The organism is Deltaproteobacteria bacterium (genome assembly GCA_005879535.1).
GTDB lineage: Bacteria > Myxococcota > Myxococcia > Myxococcales > 40CM-4-68-19 > 40CM-4-68-19.
Window position 1 is genome coordinate 1 of the sequence record VBKI01000097.1, and the last position, 26,290, is coordinate 26,290.

The 26,290-nt window shown below is 66.0% G+C and carries 20 protein-coding genes; 12 read left to right on the forward strand and 8 right to left on the reverse strand.

Annotation, left to right across the window (positions count from 1 at the left end; translation table 11 throughout):
* Positions 1-327: 327 nt before the first annotated feature.
* The 3 genes from E6J58_23050 to E6J58_23060 all read right to left on the reverse strand — a co-directional run bounded on the left by E6J58_23050 (position 328) and on the right by E6J58_23060 (position 8,199).
* Positions 328-3,387 carry a S8 family peptidase gene (locus E6J58_23050; protein TMB32348.1) on the reverse strand — a complete coding sequence of 1,020 codons (3,060 nt, stop codon included), beginning with the start codon at positions 3,385-3,387 and terminating at the stop codon, positions 328-330.
* A 459-nt stretch (positions 3,388-3,846) separates the two neighbouring features.
* Positions 3,847-5,667, reverse strand: a complete 1,821-nt coding sequence (locus E6J58_23055) for a hypothetical protein (protein TMB32349.1) — start codon at positions 5,665-5,667, stop codon at positions 3,847-3,849.
* Between the two features lie 225 nt (positions 5,668-5,892).
* Positions 5,893-8,199 carry a TonB-dependent receptor gene (locus tag E6J58_23060; protein ID TMB32350.1) on the reverse strand — a complete coding sequence of 769 codons (2,307 nt, stop codon included), beginning with the start codon at positions 8,197-8,199 and terminating at the stop codon, positions 5,893-5,895.
* A 48-nt stretch (positions 8,200-8,247) separates the two neighbouring features.
* Between E6J58_23060 and E6J58_23065 the strand changes: the two genes are divergently transcribed.
* A complete protein-coding gene (locus E6J58_23065) occupies positions 8,248-8,502 on the forward strand; it encodes a DUF4242 domain-containing protein (protein TMB32351.1) in 255 nt (84 codons plus the stop codon).
* 71 nt (positions 8,503-8,573) lie between these two features.
* Here the strand turns inward: E6J58_23065 and E6J58_23070 are convergent, their stop codons facing one another.
* Together E6J58_23070 and E6J58_23075 are read right to left on the reverse strand one after the other, a co-directional pair.
* Positions 8,574-9,665 (reverse strand): hypothetical protein, encoded by a 1,092-nt coding sequence (locus E6J58_23070; protein ID TMB32352.1) that lies wholly within the window; start codon positions 9,663-9,665, stop codon positions 8,574-8,576.
* 313 nt (positions 9,666-9,978) lie between these two features.
* Positions 9,979-10,707, reverse strand: coding sequence for a LamB/YcsF family protein (locus E6J58_23075; GenBank protein ID TMB32353.1), 729 nt, complete (start codon positions 10,705-10,707; stop codon positions 9,979-9,981).
* A 265-nt stretch (positions 10,708-10,972) separates the two neighbouring features.
* Between E6J58_23075 and E6J58_23080 the strand changes: the two genes are divergently transcribed.
* The 5 genes from E6J58_23080 to asnB are packed head-to-tail and all read left to right on the forward strand — an operon-like array spanning position 10,973 to position 16,542.
* Positions 10,973-12,385 carry a sugar transferase gene (locus E6J58_23080; protein TMB32354.1) on the forward strand — a complete coding sequence of 471 codons (1,413 nt, stop codon included), beginning with the start codon at positions 10,973-10,975 and terminating at the stop codon, positions 12,383-12,385.
* Entirely contained in the window at positions 12,306-12,806 is a 501-nt protein-coding gene (locus E6J58_23085; protein ID TMB32355.1) for a response regulator, read from the forward strand. Before E6J58_23080 ends, E6J58_23085 begins: the two co-directional genes overlap by 80 nt.
* A gap of 32 nt (positions 12,807-12,838) precedes the next feature.
* Positions 12,839-13,738: a polysaccharide deacetylase family protein gene (locus E6J58_23090; protein TMB32356.1), complete on the forward strand. Its 900-nt coding sequence runs from the start codon at positions 12,839-12,841 to the stop codon at positions 13,736-13,738.
* Positions 13,735-14,598, forward strand: a complete 864-nt coding sequence (locus tag E6J58_23095) for a hypothetical protein (GenBank protein ID TMB32357.1) — start codon at positions 13,735-13,737, stop codon at positions 14,596-14,598. Before E6J58_23090 ends, E6J58_23095 begins: the two co-directional genes overlap by 4 nt.
* Positions 14,599-14,607: 9 nt before the next feature.
* Positions 14,608-16,542 (forward strand): asparagine synthase (glutamine-hydrolyzing), encoded by a 1,935-nt coding sequence (asnB, locus tag E6J58_23100; GenBank protein TMB32358.1) that lies wholly within the window; start codon positions 14,608-14,610, stop codon positions 16,540-16,542.
* A gap of 6 nt (positions 16,543-16,548) precedes the next feature.
* Here the strand turns inward: asnB and E6J58_23105 are convergent, their stop codons facing one another.
* The gene (locus tag E6J58_23105; protein TMB32359.1) at positions 16,549-17,166 is read right to left on the reverse strand and encodes an FMN-binding negative transcriptional regulator; all 618 of its coding nucleotides are present in this window, start codon (positions 17,164-17,166) and stop codon (positions 16,549-16,551) included.
* A gap of 94 nt (positions 17,167-17,260) precedes the next feature.
* On the opposite strand from E6J58_23105, the gene E6J58_23110 reads away from it, so the two are divergent.
* Genes E6J58_23110 through E6J58_23125 form a run of 4 tightly spaced genes read left to right on the forward strand, consistent with a single transcriptional unit; the run spans position 17,261 to position 21,531 of the window.
* Positions 17,261-18,259, forward strand: a complete 999-nt coding sequence (locus E6J58_23110) for a hypothetical protein (GenBank protein ID TMB32360.1) — start codon at positions 17,261-17,263, stop codon at positions 18,257-18,259.
* Positions 18,260-18,271: 12 nt separating this feature from the next.
* Complete coding sequence (locus E6J58_23115) at positions 18,272-19,306, forward strand: hypothetical protein (GenBank protein ID TMB32361.1); 1,035 nt, start codon at positions 18,272-18,274, stop codon at positions 19,304-19,306.
* A 16-nt stretch (positions 19,307-19,322) separates the two neighbouring features.
* Complete coding sequence (locus tag E6J58_23120; GenBank protein ID TMB32362.1) at positions 19,323-19,916, forward strand: hypothetical protein; 594 nt, start codon at positions 19,323-19,325, stop codon at positions 19,914-19,916.
* A gap of 7 nt (positions 19,917-19,923) precedes the next feature.
* Positions 19,924-21,531, forward strand: a complete 1,608-nt coding sequence (locus tag E6J58_23125) for an acyl--CoA ligase (protein ID TMB32363.1) — start codon at positions 19,924-19,926, stop codon at positions 21,529-21,531.
* Here the strand turns inward: E6J58_23125 and E6J58_23130 are convergent.
* Positions 21,521-22,522, reverse strand: a complete 1,002-nt coding sequence (locus tag E6J58_23130) for an NAD(P)-dependent alcohol dehydrogenase (GenBank protein ID TMB32364.1) — start codon at positions 22,520-22,522, stop codon at positions 21,521-21,523. The two genes, E6J58_23125 and E6J58_23130, sit on opposite strands and share 11 nt — an antisense overlap.
* A gap of 230 nt (positions 22,523-22,752) precedes the next feature.
* The gene (locus tag E6J58_23135; protein ID TMB32365.1) at positions 22,753-23,022 is read right to left on the reverse strand and encodes a hypothetical protein; all 270 of its coding nucleotides are present in this window, start codon (positions 23,020-23,022) and stop codon (positions 22,753-22,755) included.
* Between the two features lie 384 nt (positions 23,023-23,406).
* On the opposite strand from E6J58_23135, the gene E6J58_23140 reads away from it, so the two are divergent.
* The gene (locus tag E6J58_23140; GenBank protein TMB32366.1) at positions 23,407-25,011 is read left to right on the forward strand and encodes a hypothetical protein; all 1,605 of its coding nucleotides are present in this window, start codon (positions 23,407-23,409) and stop codon (positions 25,009-25,011) included.
* Positions 25,012-25,193: 182 nt separating this feature from the next.
* Positions 25,194-26,290 (forward strand): hypothetical protein (locus E6J58_23145; GenBank protein TMB32367.1); only part of this gene is annotated, 1,097 nt, incomplete at its 3' end.

Consider the following 26,290-nt stretch of genomic DNA (forward strand, 5'->3'; position numbering starts at 1 on the left):
CCCTCGTTGTGTCGCTCTCGCTTACCCATGAGAGTGCCCACGAATCTGGGAAGAAATAGACCCGCTCAGGGGAAAGGGTGACAAAATTGCCTGGTTGCCCAAGGGTCGCGCGATCGTAGGCCCGGTGCGGACCGCGCTTGGTGAGGAAGTACCCGCCGCAGATGAATTCCACGCACACAGCATAGCGGCGTTCTCAATCAAGACGCCCGAATACGGCCAGGTCCTGTTCGCGAATGCGGATCGCCGCGCCGACGCGGAAGTGCTCCAGAATCTTCCCAAGCTGAGGGTCGCGGGTTCGACTCCCGTTTCCCGCTCCAATCCACGGTCCTACGGAGTATCCACCCGCAGCAGCGTGTGCCCGAGCTCGGGCACGACCGTAAAGGGGGTCGACCGGAACGTGAGCACCCCGAGGTACTTCGTCGCCGGTGACAGGCCGCTCCAACTCGCGGTGATGGTCCCGGTGCCGCCCGCTGTCACCGGGGTCGGCGCCGCCACGGTCAGGTTCCCGACGGGCGGACCGCCAATCCAGCTGAACAGGGTGTAGTTCGCGTCCGGGCCGTCGGTATTGAGTCCGTGGACGAAGACCGTGTACGTCCCTGGGATTGGATTGATCAGGTTTACCTCTTCCGTCGAGGTCGGACCTCTGCTCGAGCCGACCAGCCCGAAGCCACCTCCAAGCGTGGGACCGTACACATACAGATCGAGGTCGTCGTTGCCGTCCGTTTGATCGTCGAACAGCGCGATGCGGCACAGGCCGCAACCCGTGATGACGAGCGTGTGGCTGGTGACCCCCTTGGTCGCCGTCGGATTCAAAATGTTGAAATGGTCGTCCGGATCGTCGACGACGTGACCAACTTGCGTCGTGGCCGCGACCAGCCTGGAGATCGTCGTGAGGAATGGACCGCTGTACCCGTATTTCGCCTGGAACGAGACGGACCCGGTCGTACCGGTTCCGGAGACTTGTGCCGGGACGGTAAGAATCACCGGGCGGATGGCCAGCGGGCTGCGCACCACATGACCCGCGCCGTCGCTCCAGGTCAGCGATCCCACTTGGAACCCGTTGGGGAAGGTCGCGAACGCCGCGCCCGTCCGGGTGAACGTGACCGAGTACGACGCGGACTCGCCCGTCGACAGTGTCAGCGTCGTCGGGTTGACCACGACGCCGATCCCTGGAGGCGCGGTCACAGTGACCGTGTACGTCGCCCGGGGACCGACGTTCGTGACGGTGCGGGTCACCGTCTGCACGCCGTGCAGGTCGCCGATCGCGATCGACGCCTGGTTCAGGTCGCTGGGATCGATCGTGCTGGAGCAGCCAGTGAGCTGGCCCGTCCCGCAGATGAAGGCCATCCAATCGCCGAATCCGTGGTCGTAGACGAGTCCCGGATCCACGGCGGCGTTGGGCTTGACGTGGCCCGCGCCCTCGCCGAACGGGCTCGGTACGCCGCCAAGGGTACGAGTCGCGGTCGTCATCAGCGCGGACTTGATCATCATCGGCGACCAGTCCGGATGACGCTGCTTCAACAGGGCGCCCAGTCCTGCGACGTGCGCGGCGGACATGGAAGTGCCGCTCAGGAAGTCGAACAGGCGGCCGCGGTCGCCGACGGGCGAAACCCCGGCGAGGATGTCCACCGCAGGGGCCGTGAGGTCGGGCTTGAGGATGTCACCACCCGCGGCCCGGCTCGGGCCCGCCGGCGAAAAGGAGGCGAGGAACGGAGCGGCAATGGTTCGGGGGATGTTGCCGGTCAGTTTCGCCGTCGCCGTGCCGCTGCTCGAATCGATGTACGCCTTGATCGCCGCGCCGTCCGTTTTTTCCACGTGCACGGTGGGCACATGGTGGATGTCGGCGCTCACGCCGAACATGAAGTCGATGTTTCGCAGGATCATGCCCGCGCCGCCCGCCTGCTGCACCGCGAGGCTCTTGTCGACGGGCGCGTTGGCGCCAAAGGGGCGATCGCACAAGACGATCTTGCCGGCCGCCTTCGCGGGATCGAGGTGGCCGACGAAGCAGAGCGCGACACGAGTGGCGAAGGGCGTTCTATCCGTTGGAGTCGGATCGGTCGCGACGCCAACGGAGCTCGAGTGCACCAGCGGAAGCATCGCGGTTCCCGCGGTGAGCGACGCGCCCGAGAAGGTGCTGCCGTTCCCGAGCTCGACGGTACCACCGAAGAAGCGGTCGTGCGTGCTCGCCGCTACGGTAGTGATCCACGGACCCGGGCTCGCGACCGACGCGAATTGGTGTTCACCAAGGACGTTGCCGCCGGAAGCGGCGACGAACACGCCGGCCTGCGCTGCGAACATGAACGCGACCTGCACTTGATCGAGGAAGTCCGTCTGGCTGGTGGTGACCGAATGATTCAGGACGTCGACGCCGTCCGCGACCGCCTGGTCGATCGCGGCCGCGCGATCGGAGCCGAAGCACGAGGCCGCCTTTCCCGGCGCCCTCCAGCAGGTCTTGTATGCGGCGACGCGCGCGCGGGGCGCGATGCCACTCGCCTGCCCGAGGACGATGCCGTCGATGACGGCGGTCACGCCGTGGTTGCCGGCGGCCGTAGTGGCCGTGTGCGTGCCGTGCCCATCAGAGTCGCGGCAGGAGAGGAACTCGGTCGGATCCAGGTTCTCGGCGCCGAACCCCGCGACGTAGAACCGGCAGCCGATCAGCTTCTGGTTGCAGTTCGAGGCGTTGAAATCCTGGCCGGGAACGCACTTGCCGTGCCATCCCGGGATGTGGTGGTAGTCGAGCTTGCCTTCGCCGCCATTCGGGTTCGTGCCCGTCCGATCGGAGAGGCTCGGATGCTCGGGCCACACGCCCGTGTCGATGTCGCCGATGATCACGTCCTCACCGGCGCTGTCGAACCCGCCGAGCTGATCCCACAGCCCACCTGTAGCGGTGAGGCCGAGGAACCTCGGCGTGGTCAGCGTGTCCAGCGGGACGCCGACGTCGGGCTCCACCGCAACGACCCCCGGCGCCACGGCGAGATTCGCCGCCTGCTCGGAGGTGAGCTGCGCGGCGAAACCGTTCAGCGCGTACCGGTAATCGTAGAGCTTCCGCCCGCCACCCACCGCGGCAAGCGCGTCGTCGTGCCTGGAGTCGAGATAGGCGGCATAGTTCATGACGGCCGGATCGTTCGGATCGATCCTCTTTCCCTTCCCGGGCTTGGTGGCGCGCAGCCCGGGGACGCCGCCCTGGTACACGATCACCGGATCTTCGCTCATGCGCACGATGTAGCTCGATGAGCCCCACACGGCCTTCTTCGTCGGGAGCGATTCTTCCTGCGGGATTGGTTCTTCCTGCGAGGGCGATTCCTCCTGCGTGTTCGCGGCGATGGCAACGAAGAGGATCAAGCCCATCGCGCCCAGCGGTGCGAGTGACTTCGCGGTACGAGACATACGGGCCTCTTTTGCGAATTTGCGGCTGGAGCCGTGGCGCTCCGCGCGAGGTTGGCAGCATAGGGGCCCGCTCACTGGCGACCTCCTGACAGTGCGAACAAGCCCCGGGCAGTTTGTGCACTATCCGCACAGAGACAACTGGGTGCCAAATTGCAGCCGGGTCGAACCCGCTAACGTCTGACACGTCGTGCCTTGATCGGTCGGGCGCCGACTCGCCAGTGCCCCGAGGCGGCGACCTTCGTCCTGGGACGAATGGCGGCGCCGGTCGCCGAAGATCTACATCCGCACCATCACCTGGCGCGACAAGACGAGCGACCCGGGCACCGCGGACAACCGCGTCGCGTTCCGCATCTCGACGCACGCGATGTACAGCGACAAGAGCGCGATCGACGAGATGTTCCGCGAGATCACGAAGGCGGCGTCGGCAAGACAGCCGGCGCCGCCGCTCGAACGAAATTCTCAGTCGTCGTTGTCGCCCTTGTCACCCTTTTGCGGCAGCGAGAAGGCGATGATCGCGTCTCCGACCTTGCCGGCGTCCGGGTCCACGATGCTGAAGTTGTTCCGATCGGGAACGTTGCCGCCGAAGGCATAGGCAATGAACTGGCGACCGTTCACCACGTAGACGGTGGGCGAAGCGGCGGCGCCTCCCACGTTCCGGATCTTGCTCTGCCTGGGATCGAAGGTGAAGAGGATCTTCCCCGTGTCGGCGTCGGCCGCGTGGAACTTCCCGGCGCTCTCGCCGAAGTAGACCAGGTCCCCGGCGACGGTCAGGCCCGACTTGGCGGGCAGGGGCACCTCGATCTTCCAGACGATCTTGCCGGTCCGGGAATCGGTCGCGCCGAAGAGGCCGAAGGGATGCGATCCGGGAACCTTGTTGGTGAATCTCGAGCCGAGGTGCAGATCGCCGGTGGCCGTGGGGATCAGGTCCCTGTTCCCTGACTTCGTCTTGAACGTGGTGGGCTCGTACCGGGTCCCGTAGTAGATGAACTTCGTGCGCGGGCTGTACGCCGCCGGGTTCCACTCGCATCCGCCGTCATCGCCTGGCACCATCACGAACTCCGTCTCTCCGGGCGGCGTGTACTGCGGCCTGGCCGGGAAGCCCGTGTCGTTGGGCCGGACGAACGTGAGTGGAGTGAGCGGCTCGACCGCAACTGAGAACGGCTGCGTCGCCGATGCGTGCTGGAAGGCCGCGTCCTGCGGCACGGGCACCTCGACTACCGGGAAGATCGGGTTCCCGTTGCGGCGGTCGAGAATGTAGTACTGGCCGTTCTTGCTGCAGTGACCCAGCGCCTTGTAGGACGTCCCTCCCTTCGTCAGCGGGAACAGCAGCGCCGGTTGTGCGCTGTCGTAGTCCCAGATGTCGTGGTGGACCTCCTGGAAATGCCAGCGCGGCTCGCCGGTCCTCAGGTCGAGCGCGACGATCGAAGTGGCGAACAGGTTGTCGCCGGGCCGGTCCTCCCCAAGGATGTCGGGAGCGGCGTTCCCGGTCGGCACGTAGACCAGGTTCAAGTCGCGGTCGATCGCAGCCGGGTTCCAGACCGCCGCGCCTCCCCGCTTGTACTGGTCGCTCGCAGGAGCGCCGTAGCTCGCGGGTTCGGTGGTGAGGAACCGCCAGAGGATTTCGCCGTCGCTGGCCCTCAAGGCGAAGACCTGGCCTCGCACCTCGAACTCGCCGCCTGACAGGCTGATGATCACCTTCCCGTCCGCGAACTGCGGCGCGTTGTTGATGGCGAACCCGCTTCCGACCTGGGCGAGCCGCGTCTTCCACACCACCTTCCCCTTGTCCGCGTCGAGCGCGACGACCACGTTGTCCAGGCGGCCGTAGATCACCTTGCCGTTGGCATAGGCGACTCCCTTGTTGTTGCGGCCGCAGCAGACGATCATCTGCTCGATGGGCGGCATGTCGTCGGTCTTGAGCGGCTCGTAGGCCCAGATCTTCTTCCCGGTCGCCGCGTCGAGGGCGAACACGTTGTCATGGCCGTCGGTCACGAACATCCGGCCGTCGATGACGATGGGCGCGACCTGCAGCTCACCAAGGGGGTCCAGCACCTTGGTGTGGAACACCCAGGCGGGCGCGAGGTTCTTGACGTTGCTCCGGTTGATCAGATCGACGTCTTGGAAGCGCGTGTTGTGCAGGTCGTTGCCGTAGTTAGGCCAGTTGAGATTCGTCGGCGTCGTCGCCAACAGGCCAGACGGCATGACCCAGAGCGCGAGTAGGCCGACAATCAGGGTCGGCAGCCCAACCCGGATGGAAAGGTCAGCGAGCGTTTTGCCTTTCATGGTTTCATCTCCCCTCAGCAAAAGGGCCAGGGAGCGAGCGCAACCCGCGGCTGCGATCAGCCGGAAACTGACCCATCGGTGAGAGGTCTGGCGGATACCAAAACGACCGTCCCTCCCGGGTCGCACCGTCCCGCGCGTGCAACGCGCTTTTCCGTCGACAAAGTCAAGTCGCCCCGCGGCAGCGCGTCGCGTCTAGCGCTCTCGGAGGTCGCTGGCCGGCAAGGGCTAAGGCGCGCTGGGTGCCGCCGTCCCGATGGCGTAGCCCGCGCCGGCGAAGAGCTGGAACGGCGGCGCCGGCGTGAGGAAAGGCTCCACGGGCGCTCCGGGCAGCCGGGGATTGCGCGCAAACGTTCCGAACGTGTTGTAGCGCGCGTCCAGCAGGTTCGTGCAGCGCACCCAAGCGGAGAATCCTCCGGCGGAGACTCGCGCGCCTCCACCAAGGGAGAACCAGGGATCCAGCTTCGCGCTGTTGTTCGCCTCGTCGCCGCGCAGCCGCTGGGCTCCCACGAACGTGCCCGAGAACGAGATCGATAGCCAGGACATGGGGTGCAAGTCCAAGGCCGCGTGGGCGCGGTGGCGCGGCACCAGCGGAAAGTCGCTGCCGGCCGGCACGCGTTCCGTGCAGGACGGAGCGTCGCATCCGGGCGTGGGCCTGGGCGTCGCCAGCAGCACTTCTTCCTCGAACCGCGCCAGCGTCAGCGCATACGTCAGGCCGGCATCGAGCCAGGCGGCGGGCTTGCCGCGAAGGCTCGCTTCCACTCCTTCGCGCCGCGTCTTGCCGACGTTCTGGAAATAGACTCCCGTCGTGCCCGTGGGGGAGACGCTGAAGATGTCGTCCAGGACTTCGGTGCGGTACGCACTGATCTGTCCGGCGAGCCAAGGCAGCGGACGGGTGCGAATTCCGATCTCGTAGTTGAGGGCGCGCACCGCTTTCAGCGGCGGGTCCGGAGCCGTGCCCGCCTGCAGCCCCGGGCAGATCGCCGCCGGTCCAGAACAGGTCAACTCGAGTAGCGCAGGAGCGCGGAAACCCTGCGACCACGAGAGATAGAGCCCGTGATCGCGCGTGAGGTTGTAGTTGACGCCGATCATCGGATCGAGGCGGCGGAAGACGTCGACGCCGGTCGCATCCTCGTGCCCAGGGTTCGGCGGGCTCTGGTCGCGGATATCATGGCGGATGAAGTCCCAGCGCGCCGCGGCGGTGAGGATTAGCTCGTCGCGCTCACGCAGCAAATTGCCGCCGACCTGGAGGGCGTCCTGGAGGTAGGCGGCCAGCGTGTCCTGCCCGTCGCGCACCCGGGTCTCGAGATCTCGCCGGGTCCCATCGCTGCTTTCGGCGAGCACGCTGACGTCCACGCCGCTGTGCGCATACTCGAAACCCGCGGTGAGCAGGTTCCAGCTGCCGAGGAGCGGCGCGGCCCGGTCGATCTGGACCGTCCCTCCTGCCGACGCCGTCCGCGAGAACAGCCTGCTGTTGTCCGCGGCGAGGTTGACGTTGAACTGCTCGACGCGGAGAAGGCGCCAGAACCCGTTCGCGGACAGCGTGAAGACCTCACCGACGTCGCGCCTCGCGTTCAGCGCCACCTGATCGAGCCGCGGGGCGAAGAAGTCTCCCGGCGTGTAATTCGCCGTGCGATCGCGGGCCAGGTCCTCCGGCGGCTGCGAGCCTGCCTGGAAGATCCGGTTGTCGACGTGCTGATAGGAGAGCGTCAGATCGTTGTCGCCGGCGCGTACCCCGAGCTTCGCGAAGGCCTTGTCGAGTCGCGCTCCGGTGGCCTGCCTCCAGCCGTCTTCCTCCGTCGCCGTGCCGGAGAGGTAGAAATCGACCGGGCCTCGCTGCCCCGAGAGCCGCCCCCGGTACTTGTAGAACCCTGCGCTTCCCGCTGATGCCTCCGCGGTCGCCGCGACGCCTTCCTTTCCCCGCAGGGTGATCAGGTTGATGGCGCCGGCCAGGGTATTCCTGCCGAATAGGACCGAGGGCCCGGGGATCACCTCGACGCGATCTAGATCGTCGGTGGGGAGGAGGTCGAAGTTGATCTCCTCGGCGGTGGGCTCGTTCACTCGTACGCCGTCGAGGAATACGCTCACCCCCTGCGGAACGCCGGTGACCGAGGTGGCCTGGAACCCGCGCAGGGAGAGGTCCGGCTGGTGTGCGTTGCCTTGTTCATCCGAGAGGGACAATCCGGGGATCCGGCCGGCGAGTGACTCGGGCAAGCTGGAGCGGGCCGACCGCCGGACTTCCGCCGCGTCGATCGTGTGAATGCTGGCCGGCACCCTCGAAGGCGGCAGGGGCACTTGTGGCAGCCGGCCGACGACGACGATCTCCTCCGACGCCTCGGCGGGTTGCCCGGCGTCGGGAGCGGTGGAGGCGCCCGGTTGCGCCGCGTCCGCCGGCAGTGGCGCGCTTTCCTGCGCGCGTGCCCCCTCGAGCGCGGCTGCGATGACCACGAAAGCGACCGCCTTGGACGCGACCAATCTTGGCCTTCCATCACGGCGCGTCGGCTCTTGCAACCGCCGCTGGATGTGGCATGCCACGCTCGCCGTCGCGACCCGGCGGCGAACAGAGTCTCACGGAGGACCACCATGCCGAAGTTCATCGACTTCCACGCCAAGCTGCCGTCGTTGCCCCCCAACGCGCTGGATGAGCTCAGATCCAACATCGGAAAGAAGGACCAATTCGGCACCACCGCTCTCGGCGCCTACTTCACAGCCGATGGCCAGGCCTACTGCCTCTCCGAGGCGCCCAACTCCGACGCGGTCTGCAGGTCACACGAATCCAAGGGACTGACGCTGGGCAAGGGCGATGTCCATGAGGTGAACAATTCGATCGGGCTTTAGGCGCAGTCCGAAACGTGCGGCCCGACATCCGGATTGCCGGACGTCGGGCCGCCGCTTTTTTCCGAGGACGATTACTTCTTCGGGCCCTTTGCGGGAGTCTTGACCGTCATCGAGGCCGGACGGGCCTTCACCGCGGCGACCGCCTTGCCCGTGACCTCCAGCTTGGCCCGGTACATCCGTAGCGGCCAGCCCTGCCACTTCCGCGCCATCGCCGCACGCGCATCGGGTTGCGTCTTCTGCCACGCCTCGCGGGCCTTGTCGGCGATGGCCGGGTTCGCCTCGAGGAACAGCGCGCGCTCCTCCGTCGTGATCTCCGCCCAGTTCTTCGACGCGAGCCCGGGGTAGTTCCTCGCGTACCACTGCTTCTGCGCGGGGCTCGCTCCCGTCCAGCGCGCCTTGAGCTCGGCGCTCAGCGCGGGGTGGGCGACGAGGAAGGCGATCTTCTCCTGCGGCGTCGCCTGCATCCAGGCATGGAAGAACGCCTTGCGCGCGAAATAGGGGTGCTCGAGCGCGAGCATTTTCCTCTGCTCCGGGGTGGCCTTCTCCCAGGCCTCCTTCACCTTCTGCGCCGTCCTCGGGGTAGCCTCGAGGAACGCGGCGCGCTCTTCGGGAGTCGCCGAGGCCCAATGGTGCTTGAGCGAGCGCGCCCCGAGCAGCGGATGCGCCCGGAGGATCTTCTTGCGCTGCTCCGGAGTCGCCTTCTCCCAGCGCTCCTGGATCGTCTTGCTGCTCTCCCCGAATGCCTCGAGGAAGAGCGCCTTCTCGTCAGGCGAGGTGTCCTGCCAGCCGCTCTGGAACGGAGCTTGAGCAACGGTCCGCGTCGGCGGGACCACTTTCTGCGGCTCGGCTTGCTGCGCATGCGCGGGGACCGGCTCCGCCGCGGGCGCCGGAGCGGGCTCGACAGCCTTGGGCTCTTCGGCGGGCGGTGTCTCCGCAGGGACGCTTGCGGTGGCCGCCGGTTCCGGCGTCGCTTCCTGCGGCGCCTGTGCCTCCGCCGGCTTGACCTCCGTCGCCGGTTCCGCCTCGGTTGCCTCCGGCGCTTCGGGAGCAGCCTCGACCTGTGACTGCTCTTCCGCTGCGGCCTCCGTCTTCTCCTCCGCGAAGGCAACGCTTGCGGCGCACACGATCGATGCGGCCGCGACCCAGATTCCTGCTCTCGTCATCTCTCCTCCGGAACGAAAGCCCGGTTGTCGCATGCGGAGATCGGGATCGCGAGATTCCTGCTCCTCCCTTTTCCTACCCCGTGTCGGTTTCGTCACGAAGCCTTCACACACCTTCTACAGAGCGAGGTGCGAGCATCGCCTAGAACGCGTGGGCCTCAACCAACCGGAGGTCCACACGATGCTGCTCCCGCTTCTCCTCGCCGCCGGGCTGACCCATGTTCCCGCGGCCCAACCGAAGATTGCAGGACAGAGCGCGCCCAAACGAGCTGTCGGCGGAACTGCGCGAGTCCATCGTCGCGCGAAAGACGACTGATTAGAGCGCCGCGATGGCGACGCCGCTTGACTCCAGCCGGTCGCGGATGGCCCTCGCAAGGGCCACCGCGCCCGGCGTATCTCCGTGCAGGCAGATCGTCTCCGCGTCGATGCGCACGCGCGATCCGTCGGAAGCGACCGCGCATCCTTCTTGCGCAATCCGCGCCGCCTGCTCCGCCGCCTCGGCCGCATCGTGCAGCACAGCGCCGTGCTGCGAGCGCGGCATCAGCGAGCCATCCGGAAGGTATCGGCGATCCGCGAACGCCTCGCCGGCGGCGCGCAAGCCGATGGCGCGCGCCGCCTCGAGCTGGACCGATCCGGCGAGCCCTACCAGGATCAAGTCGTTGCGGTAGGCGCGCACCGCCTCGGCGATGGCGCTCGCCAGCGCGCGGTCCTTCGCTGCCCGGTTGTAGAGCGCGCCGTGCGCCTTGACGTGCGCGAGCCGGCCGCCGCGGGCGCGGACAAATCCGTCCAGCGCGGCCACTTGGTAGAGCACGAGCGCGCGGACCTCATCGAGCGGCAGGTCCACGGCAGTCCGGCCGAAGTTCTCGCGATCCGCGTAGCCCGGGTGTGCGCCGACGGTCACGTGACGGGAGAGGGCGAGCACCACCGTCCGGTCCATGACCAGGGGGCCACCCGCGTGCATCCCGCAGGCGATGTTCGCCGACGTGAGGAAGGGGAGGACGGGAGCGTCGTCCAGGCCTTCGCCGACATCCGCGTTCAAGTCCATCGCGCCTCCAGCAAAGATGCTATCGCGGGAAACCCAGGCCACCTCGCCTGGGGGAGTCGTCAATTCGCCTGACACGGGCCCGCGATTTCAGTGTTGCTGCAATCAGAAAATCTTTACGCCCCGATGAAGCACCTCAATCTACTCCGGAATTGTCGCGATCGCTGCGCGGCCTCGGATCATTGGTTGGCAGCGCCAACGATGTGTGTGCTATCCGTACCACGAGAATTTAGCAGTAGGCACGTTCTGGTTTTGGGGGGATTCCCGAATGACGTGGCTGTTGGGGAGGCTGTCGTCTGGCCTCACGATCAGGGTCAATCTCTTCGCAGACCTGATCTCGCTCTTCGCGGGTGCCGTCCTCGCGGCGAGGATTGCGCACGGTCCTGCGGGCATCTCTGCGAACCAGCTCCTCGCGGTGTCCGCCGGCGCATGCACGATCTGGATCCTGGTGAGCACGGCGCTGCGGCACTACGACCCCGCAGCGCTGGATCGTCGCCGCGGCGACGACCTGGCGATGGTCACGGTGCTGGTGATGGCCGCCGGTACCTGGGTCGCTCTCGTGCAGATCGTCGCGGCGCCGCTGGCGTCGCCCCCGCCGCCCGGCCTTTTCATCGCGCTGGTCTGGCCGGCGACCGTCGCCCTGCGGCTGCTGGCCGTCAGGCCTCTGTCAGGGCGCGAGAATCCCCTGGAGGAAGTGCTCATCGTCGGGACAGGGCCCATGGCGCGCCTGACCGGTCAGGATCTGCTGCGGCGCGGACGGCGACGGATCGTCGGATACGTGCCCTTTTCGAACGAACGGGAGGGCGACCGCGCATTGCTTCGGCGCGCGATGCAACTGACGGTGCCGATCATCGGGAATTGCGACGAGCTGGAGTCCGTCCTGCGAAGGACCGCCGTTGCGGAGGTGTACATCGCCGGCAACGCGCGGAAGCACGAGGACGAGATGCAACGCGCCATCCAGATTTGCGAGCGGATGGGGATCCCCTTCGCGATTCCTGCGTATACGTTCCGCCTGGAGCGCGCCTGGCCTCTGTCGAACCGCGACGGATATCTGCATTGCCTTCCGTACGAGGAGAAACCCTGGCAGATGGCACTCAAGCGCCTGTTCGACATCGTCTGCAGCGCCACTGCGCTTTGGGTGCTCGCGCCGCTTCTCGTCGCCGTGATGGTTCTGATCAAGATCACTTCGCGGGGCCCCATCTTCTTCCGGCAAGAGCGCGCGGGTTTGCGCGGAAAGCCGTTCACGGTGCTGAAGTTCCGCTCCATGGTCGTCAATGCCGACGACCTGAGGCGGTCGCTGGCGGATCGGAACGAGCAGACCGGCCCGGTTTTCAAGATGCGCGCGGATCCTCGGGTCACCTGGGTCGGCCGTTTCATCCGAAGGTATTCGATCGATGAGTTGCCCCAGCTGGTAAACGTACTGCGCGGGGACATGTCGATCGTCGGGCCCCGGCCTCCCCTGCCGGAGGAAGTCGCACAATACGAGCCGTGGCAGCTGCGCCGGCTCTGTGTGTGCCCCGGGCTGACCTGCATCTGGCAGGTATCGGGACGCAGTCAGGTCTCGTTCGAGCAGTGGATGTACATGGACATGCAGTACATCGATGATTGGAGTTTGCGCCGCGATGTGGATCTCATCTTCAAGACGCTCCCTGCAGTCCTTACCGGACGCGGAGCCAGCTGAGCTGCGCGTCCGCCGTTTTCTCGCGCTGGTGGTGGGGGAGGATCCCGGATTGCGCCGGATGGTGAGAACCCATCTGGAGGCCATCCGCCTTCCCGGAGACAAGTCGCCCGGCGTCCTCTCCGTCATGGAAGCGGAGAGCGGCCGTGCCGCGCTGTCCGTCGTTTCCGCGATTGCTCCGGCGTTGGTCGTGCTGGATCTCATCTTGCCAGAGCTGAGCGGCTACGAGGTTTGTGAGCGTCTCCGTGCCAGCACCGCCTTGCAGCACGTGCCGATCCTCGCGGTTAGCGCGCGGGCAATGCCGGAAGACCGTGCGGCGGCGGAGGAGGCGGGCGCCTCGGCGTTCCTGGCCAAACCGTTCACCCCCCGGGAGCTGACGGAGCACGTGTTGCCGCTTCTTTCCGCCAGCATCGCTGGCCGTTAGCATTCGACGTGATAGCGCCTGTGCCGTCCGCGATGCGCTGGGTCCTGGCGGAGATGTGGAGGACGCTGGACCGCGCCCGCCGCGATCGCGCTCTCTTGTACGGCGGCGCTACGGGACTGCGAATCATCACCTTCCACGAGACGCGGGGCGAGGACCTCACGCGGCTGAAGCAGATTGTCGACTGGTGCCGCAGCCGCTTCACGATGGCGTCTCCGGCCGACGCCGACACCCTCTTTGCCGGATGCTGGCCGCATCCGACCGACCGCATCCTGGTGACGTTCGACGACGGATGGGAGAGCAACTTCGAGGCAGCGAAGTGGCTCGCGGGAATCGGCGTTTCGGCGACGTTCTTCATCGTGCCTTCGCTGATCGGACGCACCGTGGATCAATACGTACGTTTCCACGCGCGCAACCATCTGGTCCCCAACGTACCGGAAGCATCCGCCGGCGCCCGGGGGCTCAGCACCGAGCAGCTGCGCGAAATGCGGGCCATGGGTCACCGGATCGGAGCCCACAACTTCGCGCACCGGGACCTGGGGGTCTTGCATGCGTTGCCCGACATCCGCTACGAAGTCGAAAATGCGCTCGAGGGCCTGAGCGACATCCTTCGCACGAATTGCAACGACTTCGCGATCGCATTCGGGCAGCCCAACAACGTCTCGGACGAAGCCATCGCCTACCTCAAGGACCTGCAGGCGCGCGGGCTGCGCATCTACTCGTGCCACCGTGGCCTCAACGTGCCCGGCAAGACACCCTCTTTTCTCCTGCGGCATGCCTGGGAGCCGTTTCATCCGGCGAACTTCACCCGCGTCTGCCTCGAAGGCGCAGGCGATCGTCGCCTGAACCGGGATGTGCGGCTCATGGTCCGTCGCGTGGGCAGACTGCCCGTCGCAAACGGTGCCAGCGCGGCGATGCAGAGCGGTCTGCCGTGAACGAGGTTCGTGCTGTCGGAGCGGAGGCCTTCGAAGAGATTTATCCGCTTCTGCGCCTGTTCCCGACGACGCAGATGAGCAAGGACGACTGGCACCGGATGTTGTTCTCCACGTCTTGGTCGGACAACCCGCAGCGTGGGTATGCGCTCTATTCCGGCGGCAAGCCCGTCGGCTTCATCGCTACGATCTTCAGCAAACGGGAGCTCGCGGGGCGCCTCGAGCCAATCTGCAGCCTCTCGAGCTGGATCATGTTGCCGGAGCATCGCGACGGCGTGCTGGCATTGCTCACGCCCATATTGAAGCTGCGCGATCACACCATCCTCAACCCGACGCCCTCGCCGACCGCCTACGAGATCTTCTTCAAGCTCGGATTCAAGCCGCTCGAGAGCGAGCGTTTCATCGCGCCACCGCTTCCAGGCCCTGGCGAGGCGCGTCGCTCGCTTCGCGGATCGTTCAGCCGGTCGAGGGCAGATCTCGACCTCGAGCTGACGGGCGATGAACGCAAACTCTATCAGGACCACTCATCGTGCGCGGCGGCGCAGCACGTCCTCCTTCGTCACGGCGAGCGAAGGTGCTATGTCGTCGCTACTCCGATACACAAGAAGGGTCTGCCGTTCGCCGAGATCCAGTACGCCAGCGACTGGGATCTCTTCTGGGAGCACCGCCTGCTCGCCCACGCTGCGCTCCTTCCGGCGACCCGCGCGATGGCTCTCCTGGTCGACAAACGCTACTCCGTTGGACGCAAGACGCCCCTCGGCATGAACTGGCCGTCGCGGCGCCTCTACCGGCCGACGCGCAAGGAGATCGAGCCCCGGATGATCGATAATCTTTACTCCGAGTTGATGAACCTCAGGTGGTGAGCACGAGTCATGTGCGGAATCGCAGGAATCATCGGTCGCATCGCAGATGAAAACCGCCTGGCCTTGCGGCGCATGACCTCTGCGATGTCTCATCGCGGACCCGACGGCGTAGGATTCTGGGAATCGTCTGCCGACGAGCAGGGCTGGGGGGTGCTTCTCGGACACCGCCGGCTCGCTATCCTCGATCTTTCTCCGGCCGGCGCGCAGCCGATGGTCGACCCGCTTGCGGGCCACGTGATCGTCTTCAACGGCGAAATCTACAACTTCCAGGAGCTCCGCGATCGGCTTCTCGCCGGAGGAGAGCGCTTCGACTCGACTGGCGACACCCAGGTCATGCTGCGGATGCTCGCGCGCAACGGCGCAGACGCGGTGCGCGAGTTCCGAGGCATGTTCGCGTTCGCGAGCTGGGACCCGGTGGCGCGGACGCTTCTCCTCGCGCGCGACCCATTGGGAATCAAGCCCGTGTATCTGGCGCGCAATCCTGATGCGGAAGGCGGTTGGGCACTTGCGTTCGCCTCCGAAGTGCGCGCGCTGCTCGCGTCGGGACTGCTCGTGAATCCCCGGCTCGATCCGGCTGCGGCAGCCTCTGTGGCATGGAATGGATTCGTCCCCGGGCCGAAGACCGCGATCAGTGGCGTCGAAGCGGTGCGTCCCGGCGAGTTAAGGGTGTTCGACGGTGGCGGTCGTGCACAGCGTCGCGAACGCTTCTGGGACATCTCGCCGGCCGCGCCGCGGGACGACCTGAACGAGGAGCAGTTTTCCGAGATGCTCGTGGACTGTATCAGGCTGCACCTGATCAGCGACGTTCCGCTCGCGGTCTTCCTCTCCTCGGGGATCGATTCGTCCTCCATCACGAATCTGGCAAAGCGCGCGGCGCGCGGCCCGGTGCACACGTTCACGCTCGCATTCGAGGACGGCGCCCTCAACGAGGGCGTCGCGGCCCGGCGCATTGCAGAGGCGATCGGAACGGAGCACCAGGAGGTGCTGCTCAAGGAGCAGGAGGTGCTCGACGATCTGGTTCCGGCGCTCGACAGCATCGACCAGCCAACGTTCGACGGACTGAACTCGTATTACATGTCGCGCGCCGTCCGACGCGCGGGGTTCAAGGTCGCGCTTGTGGGAACCGGCGGCGATGAACTGTTCGGCGGGTACAGGTCGTTTCGCGAGCTCCCGATCCTCCAGCGCTGGTCGCAGCGCACGCGCTTTCTGCCCAAGGAGCCGCTCGCCGGCGCCGCCCATCTGGTCGCGGCGGCGCTCCAGCCAGCGACCGGGTTCCCGCCCCAGACTCGGTGGGCCAACCTGCCACACATGGTCCGACAGGGCGCGGACCTGCTCGGCCTCTATCAGATTGCCTATGCGCTGTTCCTCCCCGAGTTCCAGGAGCAGCTGCTTGCGCAGCAGGATCCCGAGTTGATTGACGGATTGCCGGCGACACTGCATGCGGAGCTGAAGAAGCAGACGGCGGGCAGATCGCCGCTCTCCGCACTGGCCGTCCTCGAGCAGCGATTGTTTCTGGGAGAGCGCCTGCTCCGCGACAACGATGCCGCCAGCATGGCCACGTCGATCGAGCAAAGGCTCCCACTGGTCGATCAGCGGTTGTTCGAGGCCGTGGATCGGCTGCCCGACGATCGCCGGTTCTCGCCTGTCGGAAGGAAGTCCATCTTGCGACGCGTCGGTTTACGCGGACTCGAGCCGGCGCTGTTCGAACGCCCCAAGGCAGGATTCGTGCTGCCTTACGACGTCTGGATCCGCAGGGGGCTCGGCACCATCGTCGGCGAGACGCTTCGTGATTCCCATGCCGTTCGTGCTGCAGGTCTCGCGCCGCAAGCGGTGCTGCAACTCTGGAATGCGTTCCAGGCCGGCGCGCGTGGCTTGTACTGGTCGCGCGTATGGGCGCTCTTCGTGCTGGTGCGCTGGTGTCAACGCTACGGGGTGCGGTGTTGACGCGCGTCACGAGGAGCCGGCATCCAGACGCGCGCGCATCACCGCTGCGAGCGCGCGGCTCGGTTCGTCGCCTTTCTCGAGCCACTCGATGACCCGTCTCTGATCCGCGAGCGAACGGTTCTGGCTGATCTTCCACTTTCCCTCGACACTCTCGAGCGCGATCTCGAAGCCCGCGATCGCTTCCAACTTGGTGCGCACGAATTCTTCGGGCCCATCGAAGCGCCAGCCGGTGATATCGAACTGCGTTACCATGTCGTCGAGAATAGCGCGCAGCTCCCCTGCATCGACCGGCCGCGCCCGGCCGCGCGCGTGCACCACGACGTAATTCCAGGTGGGGACGCTCGGTTGATCCTCGTAGACCGAGGGCGAGACATAACCGTGAGGGCCGTGAAAGATCGCCAGGGCTTCGGCGCCCGCCGTCAGATGCGCGAGTTGGCGGTTCCCGCGCGCGACGTGTCCGCGCAGGACTTCGCGCTCGGGGTCTATGAGAAGCGGCAGATGGCTGACAGCCAGCCCGCCTTCGCCGTACGTGATGACGGTTGCGAAGGGATACGCCGCCGCGTGCGCGAGGAGCGTGGCACGTTGATCCATTCGGAATACAGTTGGCCTGTACAAACTAGACATGCAGGCGCTCCAGTCCAGATGATATTATTGCAGTTTTTGCGGCATGTGCCGCAATGTATTGACGCGATATCCGACGTCCCCGTACTCTCGAACCATGACTTCCACCCAAGCTCGTTACCGCCCGAAGCGCGTGTACGAAATTCTTTCCGCAGCAGAAGGCTCGCGCCAGATCCGTCTCAGCGACCGCATCGTCGAGCTGGGCGAGCGGGAATACCGCCGGTACGAGAAGGTTGCGTGCTGGCTGTCGACCACGCGCGGCGTCGCCGATCTCTCGCGGGAACTGGAGATGGACGAGGCGAAGGTGCCGAAGTTGATCGACGCGCTCGAGCAGTCGGGTCTGCTTTATCGCCTCGATGACGCGCCCAAGACGATGAGCGGGCTGGAGTTTCACGCGCGGTTCTCGTCGGTTCTCAACAGCTGGCTTTTGGAGGCGTTCAACCATCCGTTCTGGGAGCGGATGATGAGCGGCAAGGGTTCGGCGCGCCTCTTCACGGGCTGGTTGATCGAGCTTTACCACTACACCAAGAACGCCAACCGCCACATGCCGCTCTCCTGCGCGCACGCGCACGAGAAGCCGATCAAGCAGCTGCGCGCCAAACACTACGCCGAGGAGTGGAACCACTTCCACTACTTCATGAAGTCGCTCAAGCACCTCGGCTTCACCGAGCCACAGATCGCCGCGTCGGTTCCCTTGCCGATGACGCTGGCGCTCTCGAACTTCATGCGGCAGGCGGCGCGGCAGGACATCCTCGCCTACTCGATCTGCTCGGCGGTGCTGGAAGGAACGACCACCGATCGCAAGACCTACAACCCTTACTATGACAAGTCGGCGGAGTTGTACGGCATCCCGAAGGAAGCCGTCTCGCCCATCTACCAGCATCTCGATCTGGACGTGCAGTATCAGCACTCGGACCTCTTCCGCGAGATCCTGGAGCACGTTCCCGAAATGTCGGCGGAGCGGGTGACGACGGTCCTGAACTACGGACACCAACTGGTCGAGCACATCTGGCTCTGGACCGAAAACATCGAGAAGTATTACGACGTCGAATCGAATCCGGTGCCGCGGCTCCCGTTCGACATCGACCGCGACTGAGGGGGAACACGCATGTCGACAGAAGCGTTGCCCGGTGCTCTGGGCACATCGAAAGATTTGCCGCTGCTCAGGCGCACCGCCACCGTCGCCGGCAACGACGGCCAGATCGTCATCCGCCACATGCGCGATGAGATCAGGCTCGAAGGCACCGCGGCGCATCTCTTCAAGAAGTTGAGCCCCGACCTGGAAGGCGCGACGGCGATCGAGACAATGGCCACGAAACTTTCTGAGAGACCGGAGCGGGTGCGCGCCCTCCTCGAGCAATTGGAGAAGGCCGGCGTGCTCGCCTTCCGGTCTGTGACGGACGACCGCGTTCTGATGAGCGGGATGGATTTCTACCAACTGCATCACCAGTACTGCGACGCCTGGCTCGAGGACGTCTACCGCCATCCCTTCTGGGAGAAGGTCGTCACCGGCCGCGCGACTCGCGCGCAGGTCATCGGCTTCGCCTTCGAGAAGTATCACTACATCGAGGCGGCGTTCGAGCACATGGGAACCGCCGCCGCGAACGCCACGCCCGAGATGATGCCGCACCTCGCCCGGCACTTCATCGAGGAGTACACGCACGGCGACATCTACCGGAAGGGGCTGCGGAGCCTGTTCCCCGACGACGTGATTCTGAAGTCGCAGCCCCTTCCCTCGACGCGCGCGCTGGTGAACTACCTGAACGAGACCGCGCAGCGCAATTCGTTCGCGTACTACTCCGGGAACGAGCTCTTGCAGATGACGGAGAACACCGGAGACGAGAAGGCGGGAGGGGCGGTCAACGAGTTCTACGAAGCAATGCGCAAGCACTACCCGTATACCGACAGGCTGATCGACTCGTTCGTGGCGCACACCAGGGCCGACCAGGCGCTCGAGCACGAGAACGCGTTCCTGCTCATGTGCAAGAGCGTGCCGCCGCTCACGCGAGGTGAGGTGAACGACGCTCTCAACGTGGCCAAAAACATGGCCGAGCACCTGATGCTCTTCATGGACGGTATCGACACCTTCTACGAGAAGTTCCCCACGGTGCCGCGGCTGCCGTGCGATCTCCTCTCCGAATAGCGCCACGGGCGCCGTGATGCGCGCGGCGCTCGGGCTCGTGGGGTACACCGAAGCCGATCTCCGCCGCGTGCAGGAGAGGGCCGGCGGCGAGCTTTCTCGCCCTGAGGATCTCCGCCGGGTGATCGACAGCTACCAGTACCTGGACGACTGGCGTGCGAACTACTGCATCCAGTCGGTGCGCTCGTCGCTGCACAACTCGCGGATCACCTGCATCGACGCTGCCATTCTCTCGTACGGCCTGCTCGAGCTGCTCTTCCCCGATACCAAGCGGCGCCTGCTCGCGATCCACCGGCGGGATCCGAAGAAGGACGAGGAGTGCGGGCATTGCGTCGCGCTCTACTGGACCGGGGAGGGGCGCGTCGGATCGCTCTCCAAGTCTAGCTTCAAGGGTCTGGGGCACCGCGAGCCGGAGTTCCCCGACGAGACGGCGATTGCCGCCAGCTACGCGAAGGCGTACCTGGAGATGGCCTTCGAGCCGCTCTACTATGGTGTGACGACCCTCGAGGAGGCGGCACCCGACCTCGACTGGCGCTTCCACGAAGGCAACCTGAACGAGATCTCCTCGCGGCTGCAGGCCTGCTACGCCTACGGATTCGTGGTCGACTACTAGACCCGTGATGAGCGCGCCCCCGGCGACCGACATCCCCAGCCTGCTCGGGCTGCTCGCGTCGCGCGGCGATCGCCCGGCGCTCAGCTTCTATCGCGGCAAGGCGCTCGAGGGACGCCTTTCGTATGGCGAACTGGTCGCCCGCGTCGAGAGCCTGGCCGGCGCGCTACACGCGCGGTTCGGCGTCCGATCCGGCGATCGGGTCGCGATCCTGTCGCCGAACCGGCTGGAAATCCCCGTCCTCGTGCTCGCTTTGCTGCGGCTGGGAGCGGTAGTCGTACCGCTCAATCCCGCCGCTTCCGCCGAGGACTGGACGTACGTTCTTCGCCACGCTGGCGCGCGCGGGCTGTGTGTGACGCGAGACCTGGCGGACCGCCTCCCTGCCGTCGCAAGGCCGGCGTTCATGCTCCACGTCGAGGACGCTTTTGCGGTCGTGGACAGCGCTCCGCCTGCTCCCGAAGAGCTGGCAGAGCAACTGGGCGTCGTGCTGTACACCTCCGGCACGACGGGGAACCCGAAAGGGGTCGCGCTCCGGCAGCGGAACCTGCTTGCGAATGGCTGGAGCATGGCGCGCAACTTCCGGCTGGACGCCACGACGCAGCTCGCCGTGCTGCCTCTCTACCATGCGCACGCGCTCGGCTTCGGACTGATGACCGCGCTGACCACCGGAGGCCACCTGGTCTTCACGGAGCGACTGGAGCCGTTCACGTGGTCCCAGGTGATCCGGACGGAAGCGGTGGAAGTCTCGAGCGTCGTGCCCGCCTTGTTGCCGATGTTGCTCGCCGCAGGCGTCACACGCGACAAGGTGCCCTCGCTGCGTCACCTGATGGTGTCCTCCGCGCCGTTGGCGGTCGAAGTGGCGCGCGAATTCGAGAAGCGAGTGGGTGTCCCGCTCATCCAGGGCTGGGGATTGTCCGAGTACACGAACTTTGCCTGCTGCGTTTCGCCGGACGAGACGCCCGACGAGCACGCGCGCCTGATGTTCTCCTGGGACGTGCCGTCGATTGGCCCTGCGCTGGAAGGGACCGAGGTGCGGGTCGTCGACGGCAGCGGCGCGCCGGCGAACGACGGCGAGCGCGGTGAGCTCCTCGTCCGGGGCCACTCGACGATGCTCGGGTACTACCGCGACCCGCAGGCCACCGCGGCCGCGATGGACGGCGACGGATGGCTCCGCACCGGCGACGAGGGATTCTTCCGCGTGCATGGCGGCCGGCGGATCTGGTTCGTCACCGGACGTCTCAAGGAAATCATCATCCGCGATGCCGAGAAGTACAGCCCTCTGCGGCTCGAGCGGCGCTTGGTCGAAGCGGTCCCGGAGCTGTCGGGACGCCTGGTCGTGCTCGGCTTTCCACACCGCGAGCACGGCGAGGAGGTCGGCGCCTACCTCGAGGTGGAAGCGATCGACGCGGCGGTGGGCAAACGGCTCGCGGCGGCAATCGAGGCGATGCCGGTGTCGGAACGGCCGAAGGTGGTGCTGCACGGTTCCCAGCCGATTCCTCGAACCCATACGGGAAAGATCCAGCGCCGGAAGATGCAGCCGTGGTTCGCGGCGTGGGTCGCGCATCGCGGTCCGACCGTGATCGACGAGCTGAAGACCACCCCTCCGATCAGTTCGTGAGCACCATCCTGTAGCGGACTCGGTTCTCGCGCACGCGCTGGAGCGCGGCGTTGACCTCGGCCATCGGTGTCGTTTCCACCTGCGCACCGATCCCGTGCTCCGCTGCGAACGCCAGCATCTCGCGGATGGCTGCCGGGCTGCCGATGTCGCTGCCGCAGACCACTCGCTGGCTGGACAACAGCTGTGCGGCAGGGAACTGCAACAGCCCCGACGGGGCGCCGACGAGACAGAGAATGCCGTTCGGTTTGAGCGTCTCCAGGTAGGAGATCCAGTCGAGCCGCGCCGGAGCGGTGCAGAGGAGGAAGTCGAGCCGGCCGGCACAGGCCCGGAGCTCGCGCGCGTTGGTCGACGAGACGACCTGCTGCGCCCCGAGCTGCATGGCCGCGTCACGCTTGTCCGGTGAGGAGGTGAAGGCGGTCGTCTCGCAGCCCATCGCTCGCGAGAATCGCAGCGCGAGATGACCGAGCCCTCCGATTCCGATCACGCCGACGCGCGCCCCGGAGCTCACGCGCCAGCGGCGCAAGGGCGCAAAGACGGTGACGCCTGCGCACAGAAGCGGAGCCGCGGCAGCGGAATCGATCGCGTCCGGCAAGGGAAAGGCGAAACGTCCGTCGATCCGGATCCGACGCGCGAAACCGCCCATGTGTCCCACGCAGGTGGCTTCCTGGCGCGGGCAGAGGTTCTCCTGCCCGGCGCGGCATTGCTCGCAATCGAGGCACGCCGAGCGTTGCCAACCGACGCCGACGCGCTGACCGATCCTGAACGCGCAGTCGCTCCCGGCGGCCGTCACCTTGCCGACGATCTCGTGTCCGGGCACGAGCGGGTATTTGCTCGCGGACCAGTCGTTGTCGATCAGGTGCAGATCGCTGTGGCAGATTCCGCAGTGCGAGATCTCGATCTCGATGTCGTGCGGTCGGATTGCCGCTGGCTCGTATTGATAGGGCACCAAGGACTGCCTGGCGCCGAGCGCGGCAAACGCGGAGAAGGCCACCTGTTCGCGCAAAAAAGGAGCCCGGCGAATCGCGCTCGAGGGCGATCCGCCGGGCTTGGGCTGTTTACTCTGCCAGAACGCCGCGAGGCCGGACCGGCATCTCGAGCTTGCGGACGGTGACCTTGAACTCGCCGTCGGACTCTTCTTCCTTCGGCTTCTCCGGCGCCGTCGCCTTGTTGTCGTCCAACTCGTTGAGCTTGTCTTCCTGGTTCAAGGGCATGTTCCCCCCCTTAGGCTTTGGTTGACTGCACTTTCAATGTTCGCGCTATCTTCAGCAGATCTTCGACGGTCTTCAGTTCGCCCAGTTCGAGCCCGGCGTCGACGACATCGACGCCGAATTCGGTCCCAAGCCGCAACGCAAGGGAGACGAGCGAGAGAGATTCAATTGCCAGATCGTTTTGCAATGAGAGTCGTACGTCGAGTGGCCGGCTCGCCGGCACGCTTTGGGCGTATTCAAGAACCAGACGCTCCACGCAGTCCTCGGTCGTTTCCTCGAACATCGCACATCCGAGTAGCAGAACTTCTCGGTGACCACAAGAGGTCCCTGTAAATTGACACTGCCGACGAAACGACTCTTTCGCTGAAACTAATTGAAAATAGGATGAATATCAGGAGCCCGACGCACCGGCTGGCGAACGTTTGGTGGCGAACTGATTCCGACGACGTCGTCGTCGCCACAAGGGCCCGTCGGTCGTTCGGACGACATGGCTCATCCGCGTTCACCGACGCGTGCGCCTCATCGACATCTCGTGCCCCGAGGCGGGGTCGCGTGACCCGCCCCGCATCGCTCACCTATACTCCAGAAGATGAACCGTGCGTCCCGCCGCGCCGCCCGATCCGCTCCCGCCTGTCCGATGGCGCCTGCCATCGCATGAGGAGAGAGCGTGGAACCGATTGAGATCCGATCCGCTGCCGGACGAAAGCAGGCGATCCAATTCGGTCGCGAGGGGCACGCGCTCTTCGGGTTCTACCACCCTCCGCGAGAGGGGCCGTGGCGCGGCGTCGGCGTCGTCCTCTGCCGCCCGATCGGCACCGACCAGACCCGTTCGGATCGGGCCTATCGGCATCTCGCCGAACGCCTTGCGGCATCTGGTTTCGCTTCTCTGCGCTTCGACCTCTTCGGGACCGGCGACTCCGGCGGCGACGAGTTCGCTCCCGGTCTGGTGAAGATGTGGCTCGACGACGTGGGACTGGCCATCGACGAGCTCCGGGCGCGATCGGGGGCGAAAACGATCGCCCTCGCGGGGTTGCGGCTGGGAGCGACGCTGGCCCTAGTGGAGGCCGCAGAGCGAGGCGACGTCGACGCGCTGGTGCTCTGGAGCCCGTGGGTGAGCGGAGCGGCGTTCATCTCCGAAGTGACCAAGTTGCACCAGCTCTTCCTGCGCATCGAGCCGCAGATGACCGAGGCATTTCCCACGCGTCCCGGATGTGAAGAAGCGCTCGGTCTGCTCCTTCCGCGCGCAGTGATCGACGATCTTTCAGGGATCGATTTCCTCAAGGTCACGCACCGGCCGGCGCGACGCACGTTGTTCATCGACGGCGGCAACGTGCAGAGCCGCGACGCGATGATGGCCCATCTGCGCGAGCTCCACGCCGCCCCGGAGCTGCGCTCTCATCCGGGACAGAAGTTCCTCATCACCATCTCGCATCGCGCCAGTCTTCCGGACGAGGTGCTCGACTCCATCGTCGGGTGGCTGAAGGAGGTGTACCCCTCGAGCGTCCCGGAACAATCGCCTCCGCCCCGATCGTCGGCTCCCGCGCCGATGGGCGAGCGCCCGATCCGCTTCGGCGAGCGAAACCCGCTGTTCGGCATCTTCACCCCGGCGAATCCGGCGCGCGCGCGTCCAGAACGCCCGGGGATCTTGATTCTCAACGCCGGCGCCGTGAACCGCGCCGGGCCACATCGCCTGAACGTGAAGATGGCACGGCAATGGGCACAGCTGGGTTTCGACGTGTTGCGGTTCGACCTCTCGGGCATCGGCGACAGCCCGGTCGCGGCGGGCTCGGTCGAGAACCTCACGTATCCGGCCAGTGGTCTGGACGACATCAGCGAGGCGATCGCGACGTTCGGTTCGCGGCGCGCCATCGTCATTGGTCTGTGCTCGGGGGGAGACTACGCATTCCAGGTCGGCGCGCGCCATCCGAAGGTCGCTGGTGCGGGTCTATTGAACCCGCGGACCTTCTGTGTGCTCGATCTCGCCTCTGTGGAGTCCGCCGACAGCGAGCCGCCGGCGACGCCGGTCGAAGAGGTCCCTCGCGCGTTGCGCCGCATGGCGGAGAGCGGGGTGGACACGCTCCTGCTGGTGAGCCCGAAGGATCCCGGCGTCAGCTACGTCGACTTCCACGCCTCCGACGCCATGCGCGCCGTGGCGAGCGTTCCCGGGTTCCGGCGCGTCAATCTCGCCGCGACAGATCACACGTTCACGCCGATCGCGGCGCAGGATCGCGTGATCAATCTCGTCACGGATCACTTGCTCGCTCGCCACTGAGGCGCTGTCGCTGGCGCGCAGCGTCGACTGCAAGATTGTCGGATCCGGGCGTTCTGGACCCGATATCCTTTGGTCCCGTTAACCTCGCTCACGACATGGCCTCTGGTAGGGTCAGCGTGCGGCGGAAAAAGATCGTATACCTGTTCCGGATCCGACGCCCGAACGGCAGGACGATCGACGACATGAGCCCAGGCAACGCGAGTTACATGAAGACCTCGCTCGCGGCCGCGATCGCCGGCGCAATCGTCCTCGTGCTCGTCATCCTGGTCGCGCACAGCCAGATGGGGATGACGAAGGCCTTCATCGAAGGCGTGGGATCACTGATCGTCATCGCGGGCGCCTGCATCGCTCTCGGAGGGTTGGTCGTCCTGTACCGGAGCGCCAGACTGGCTCGAGGGCTTCCGGATCTCTTCCTGCGTCTGAACGCCAGCCGGGAACTCAAGGCCGTGAGCAGTGGAAAACCGGGGTGGGGCATCCGGGTTCGGCGGCTTTTTCGGCGCGCTTTCGGAGGAAGCCATCCTCTCGTCGGCGACATGATGCAAGTACGGCCGCTCCACGAGATCGAGGCCACGCTGGACCAGTCCGGGGGCCTCGAGGGGCTCCCGTTCATGCAGGAGATGGCGCAGTTTTGCGACCAGCGATTCCGGGTGTACCGGTGCGTGGACAAGATCTTCGATTACGGGCGGAGCTATCGGCTGAGGCGGATCAAGGATGTGGTCCTGCTCGCGGCGCTACGCTGCGACGGCACTGCTCACGGCGGATGTCAGGCCTCGTGTTACCTGCTTTGGAAGACCGCCTGGCTGAGACCGGTCGACGATCAGGTCGCACCGGGTCGCGTGACGGGACCTTCCGCGATGCCGATGGGGTCGGCGGGTCGACCTGCTCAATCCCGGTACACGTGCCAGTTCACGCAGCTGTCGGCGGCGTCGCGTCCGATGAGTCGCTGGGATCTCCGACAGGATTTGAAACCTCTCCTCAGCGGGAACCTGACGGTGGCTGCGTTCTGTGTTGGCATGTTGACCCGGGTGTTCAGCAAGATCGACCGACTGCGCGGGGGCACGGGGTACCCGCCGCTGTCCCCCAGCAACCAGAAGAAGACGCCGCTGCTGACGTACGGGCTCGGGCCAGGGGACAGCGTGCGCGTCATCGGGAGCGAGCGAATCGCCGCAACGCTCGATACGACGAGGCGCAATCGCGGATTGTGGTTCGACCAGGAGATGCTCAAGCACTGCGGACAGCGCTATCGGGTGTCGAACCGGGTCGAACGGCTCATCGACAT

What these genes read in the sequence shown, in the direction of transcription:
- E6J58_23080 (TMB32354.1), top strand. Translation starts at nt 10,973, where the DNA reads ATGACGTGGCTGTTGGGGAGGCTGTCGTCTGGCCTCACGATCAGGGTC.
- E6J58_23085 (TMB32355.1), top strand. Translation starts at nt 12,306, where the DNA reads ATGATTGGAGTTTGCGCCGCGATGTGGATCTCATCTTCAAGACGCTCC.
- E6J58_23110 (TMB32360.1), top strand. Translation starts at nt 17,261, where the DNA reads ATGACTTCCACCCAAGCTCGTTACCGCCCGAAGCGCGTGTACGAAATT.
- E6J58_23135 (TMB32365.1), bottom strand. Translation starts at nt 23,022, where the DNA reads ATGTTCGAGGAAACGACCGAGGACTGCGTGGAGCGTCTGGTTCTTGAA.
- E6J58_23070 (TMB32352.1), bottom strand. Translation starts at nt 9,665, where the DNA reads ATGACGAGAGCAGGAATCTGGGTCGCGGCCGCATCGATCGTGTGCGCC.
- E6J58_23090 (TMB32356.1), top strand. Translation starts at nt 12,839, where the DNA reads ATGCGCTGGGTCCTGGCGGAGATGTGGAGGACGCTGGACCGCGCCCGC.
- E6J58_23055 (TMB32349.1), bottom strand. Translation starts at nt 5,667, where the DNA reads ATGAAAGGCAAAACGCTCGCTGACCTTTCCATCCGGGTTGGGCTGCCG.
- E6J58_23125 (TMB32363.1), top strand. Translation starts at nt 19,924, where the DNA reads ATGAGCGCGCCCCCGGCGACCGACATCCCCAGCCTGCTCGGGCTGCTC.
- E6J58_23120 (TMB32362.1), top strand. Translation starts at nt 19,323, where the DNA reads ATGCGCGCGGCGCTCGGGCTCGTGGGGTACACCGAAGCCGATCTCCGC.
- E6J58_23105 (TMB32359.1), bottom strand. Translation starts at nt 17,166, where the DNA reads ATGTCTAGTTTGTACAGGCCAACTGTATTCCGAATGGATCAACGTGCC.
- E6J58_23050 (TMB32348.1), bottom strand. Translation starts at nt 3,387, where the DNA reads ATGTCTCGTACCGCGAAGTCACTCGCACCGCTGGGCGCGATGGGCTTG.
- E6J58_23065 (TMB32351.1), top strand. Translation starts at nt 8,248, where the DNA reads ATGCCGAAGTTCATCGACTTCCACGCCAAGCTGCCGTCGTTGCCCCCC.
- E6J58_23115 (TMB32361.1), top strand. Translation starts at nt 18,272, where the DNA reads ATGTCGACAGAAGCGTTGCCCGGTGCTCTGGGCACATCGAAAGATTTG.
- E6J58_23075 (TMB32353.1), bottom strand. Translation starts at nt 10,707, where the DNA reads ATGGACTTGAACGCGGATGTCGGCGAAGGCCTGGACGACGCTCCCGTC.
- asnB (TMB32358.1), top strand. Translation starts at nt 14,608, where the DNA reads ATGTGCGGAATCGCAGGAATCATCGGTCGCATCGCAGATGAAAACCGC.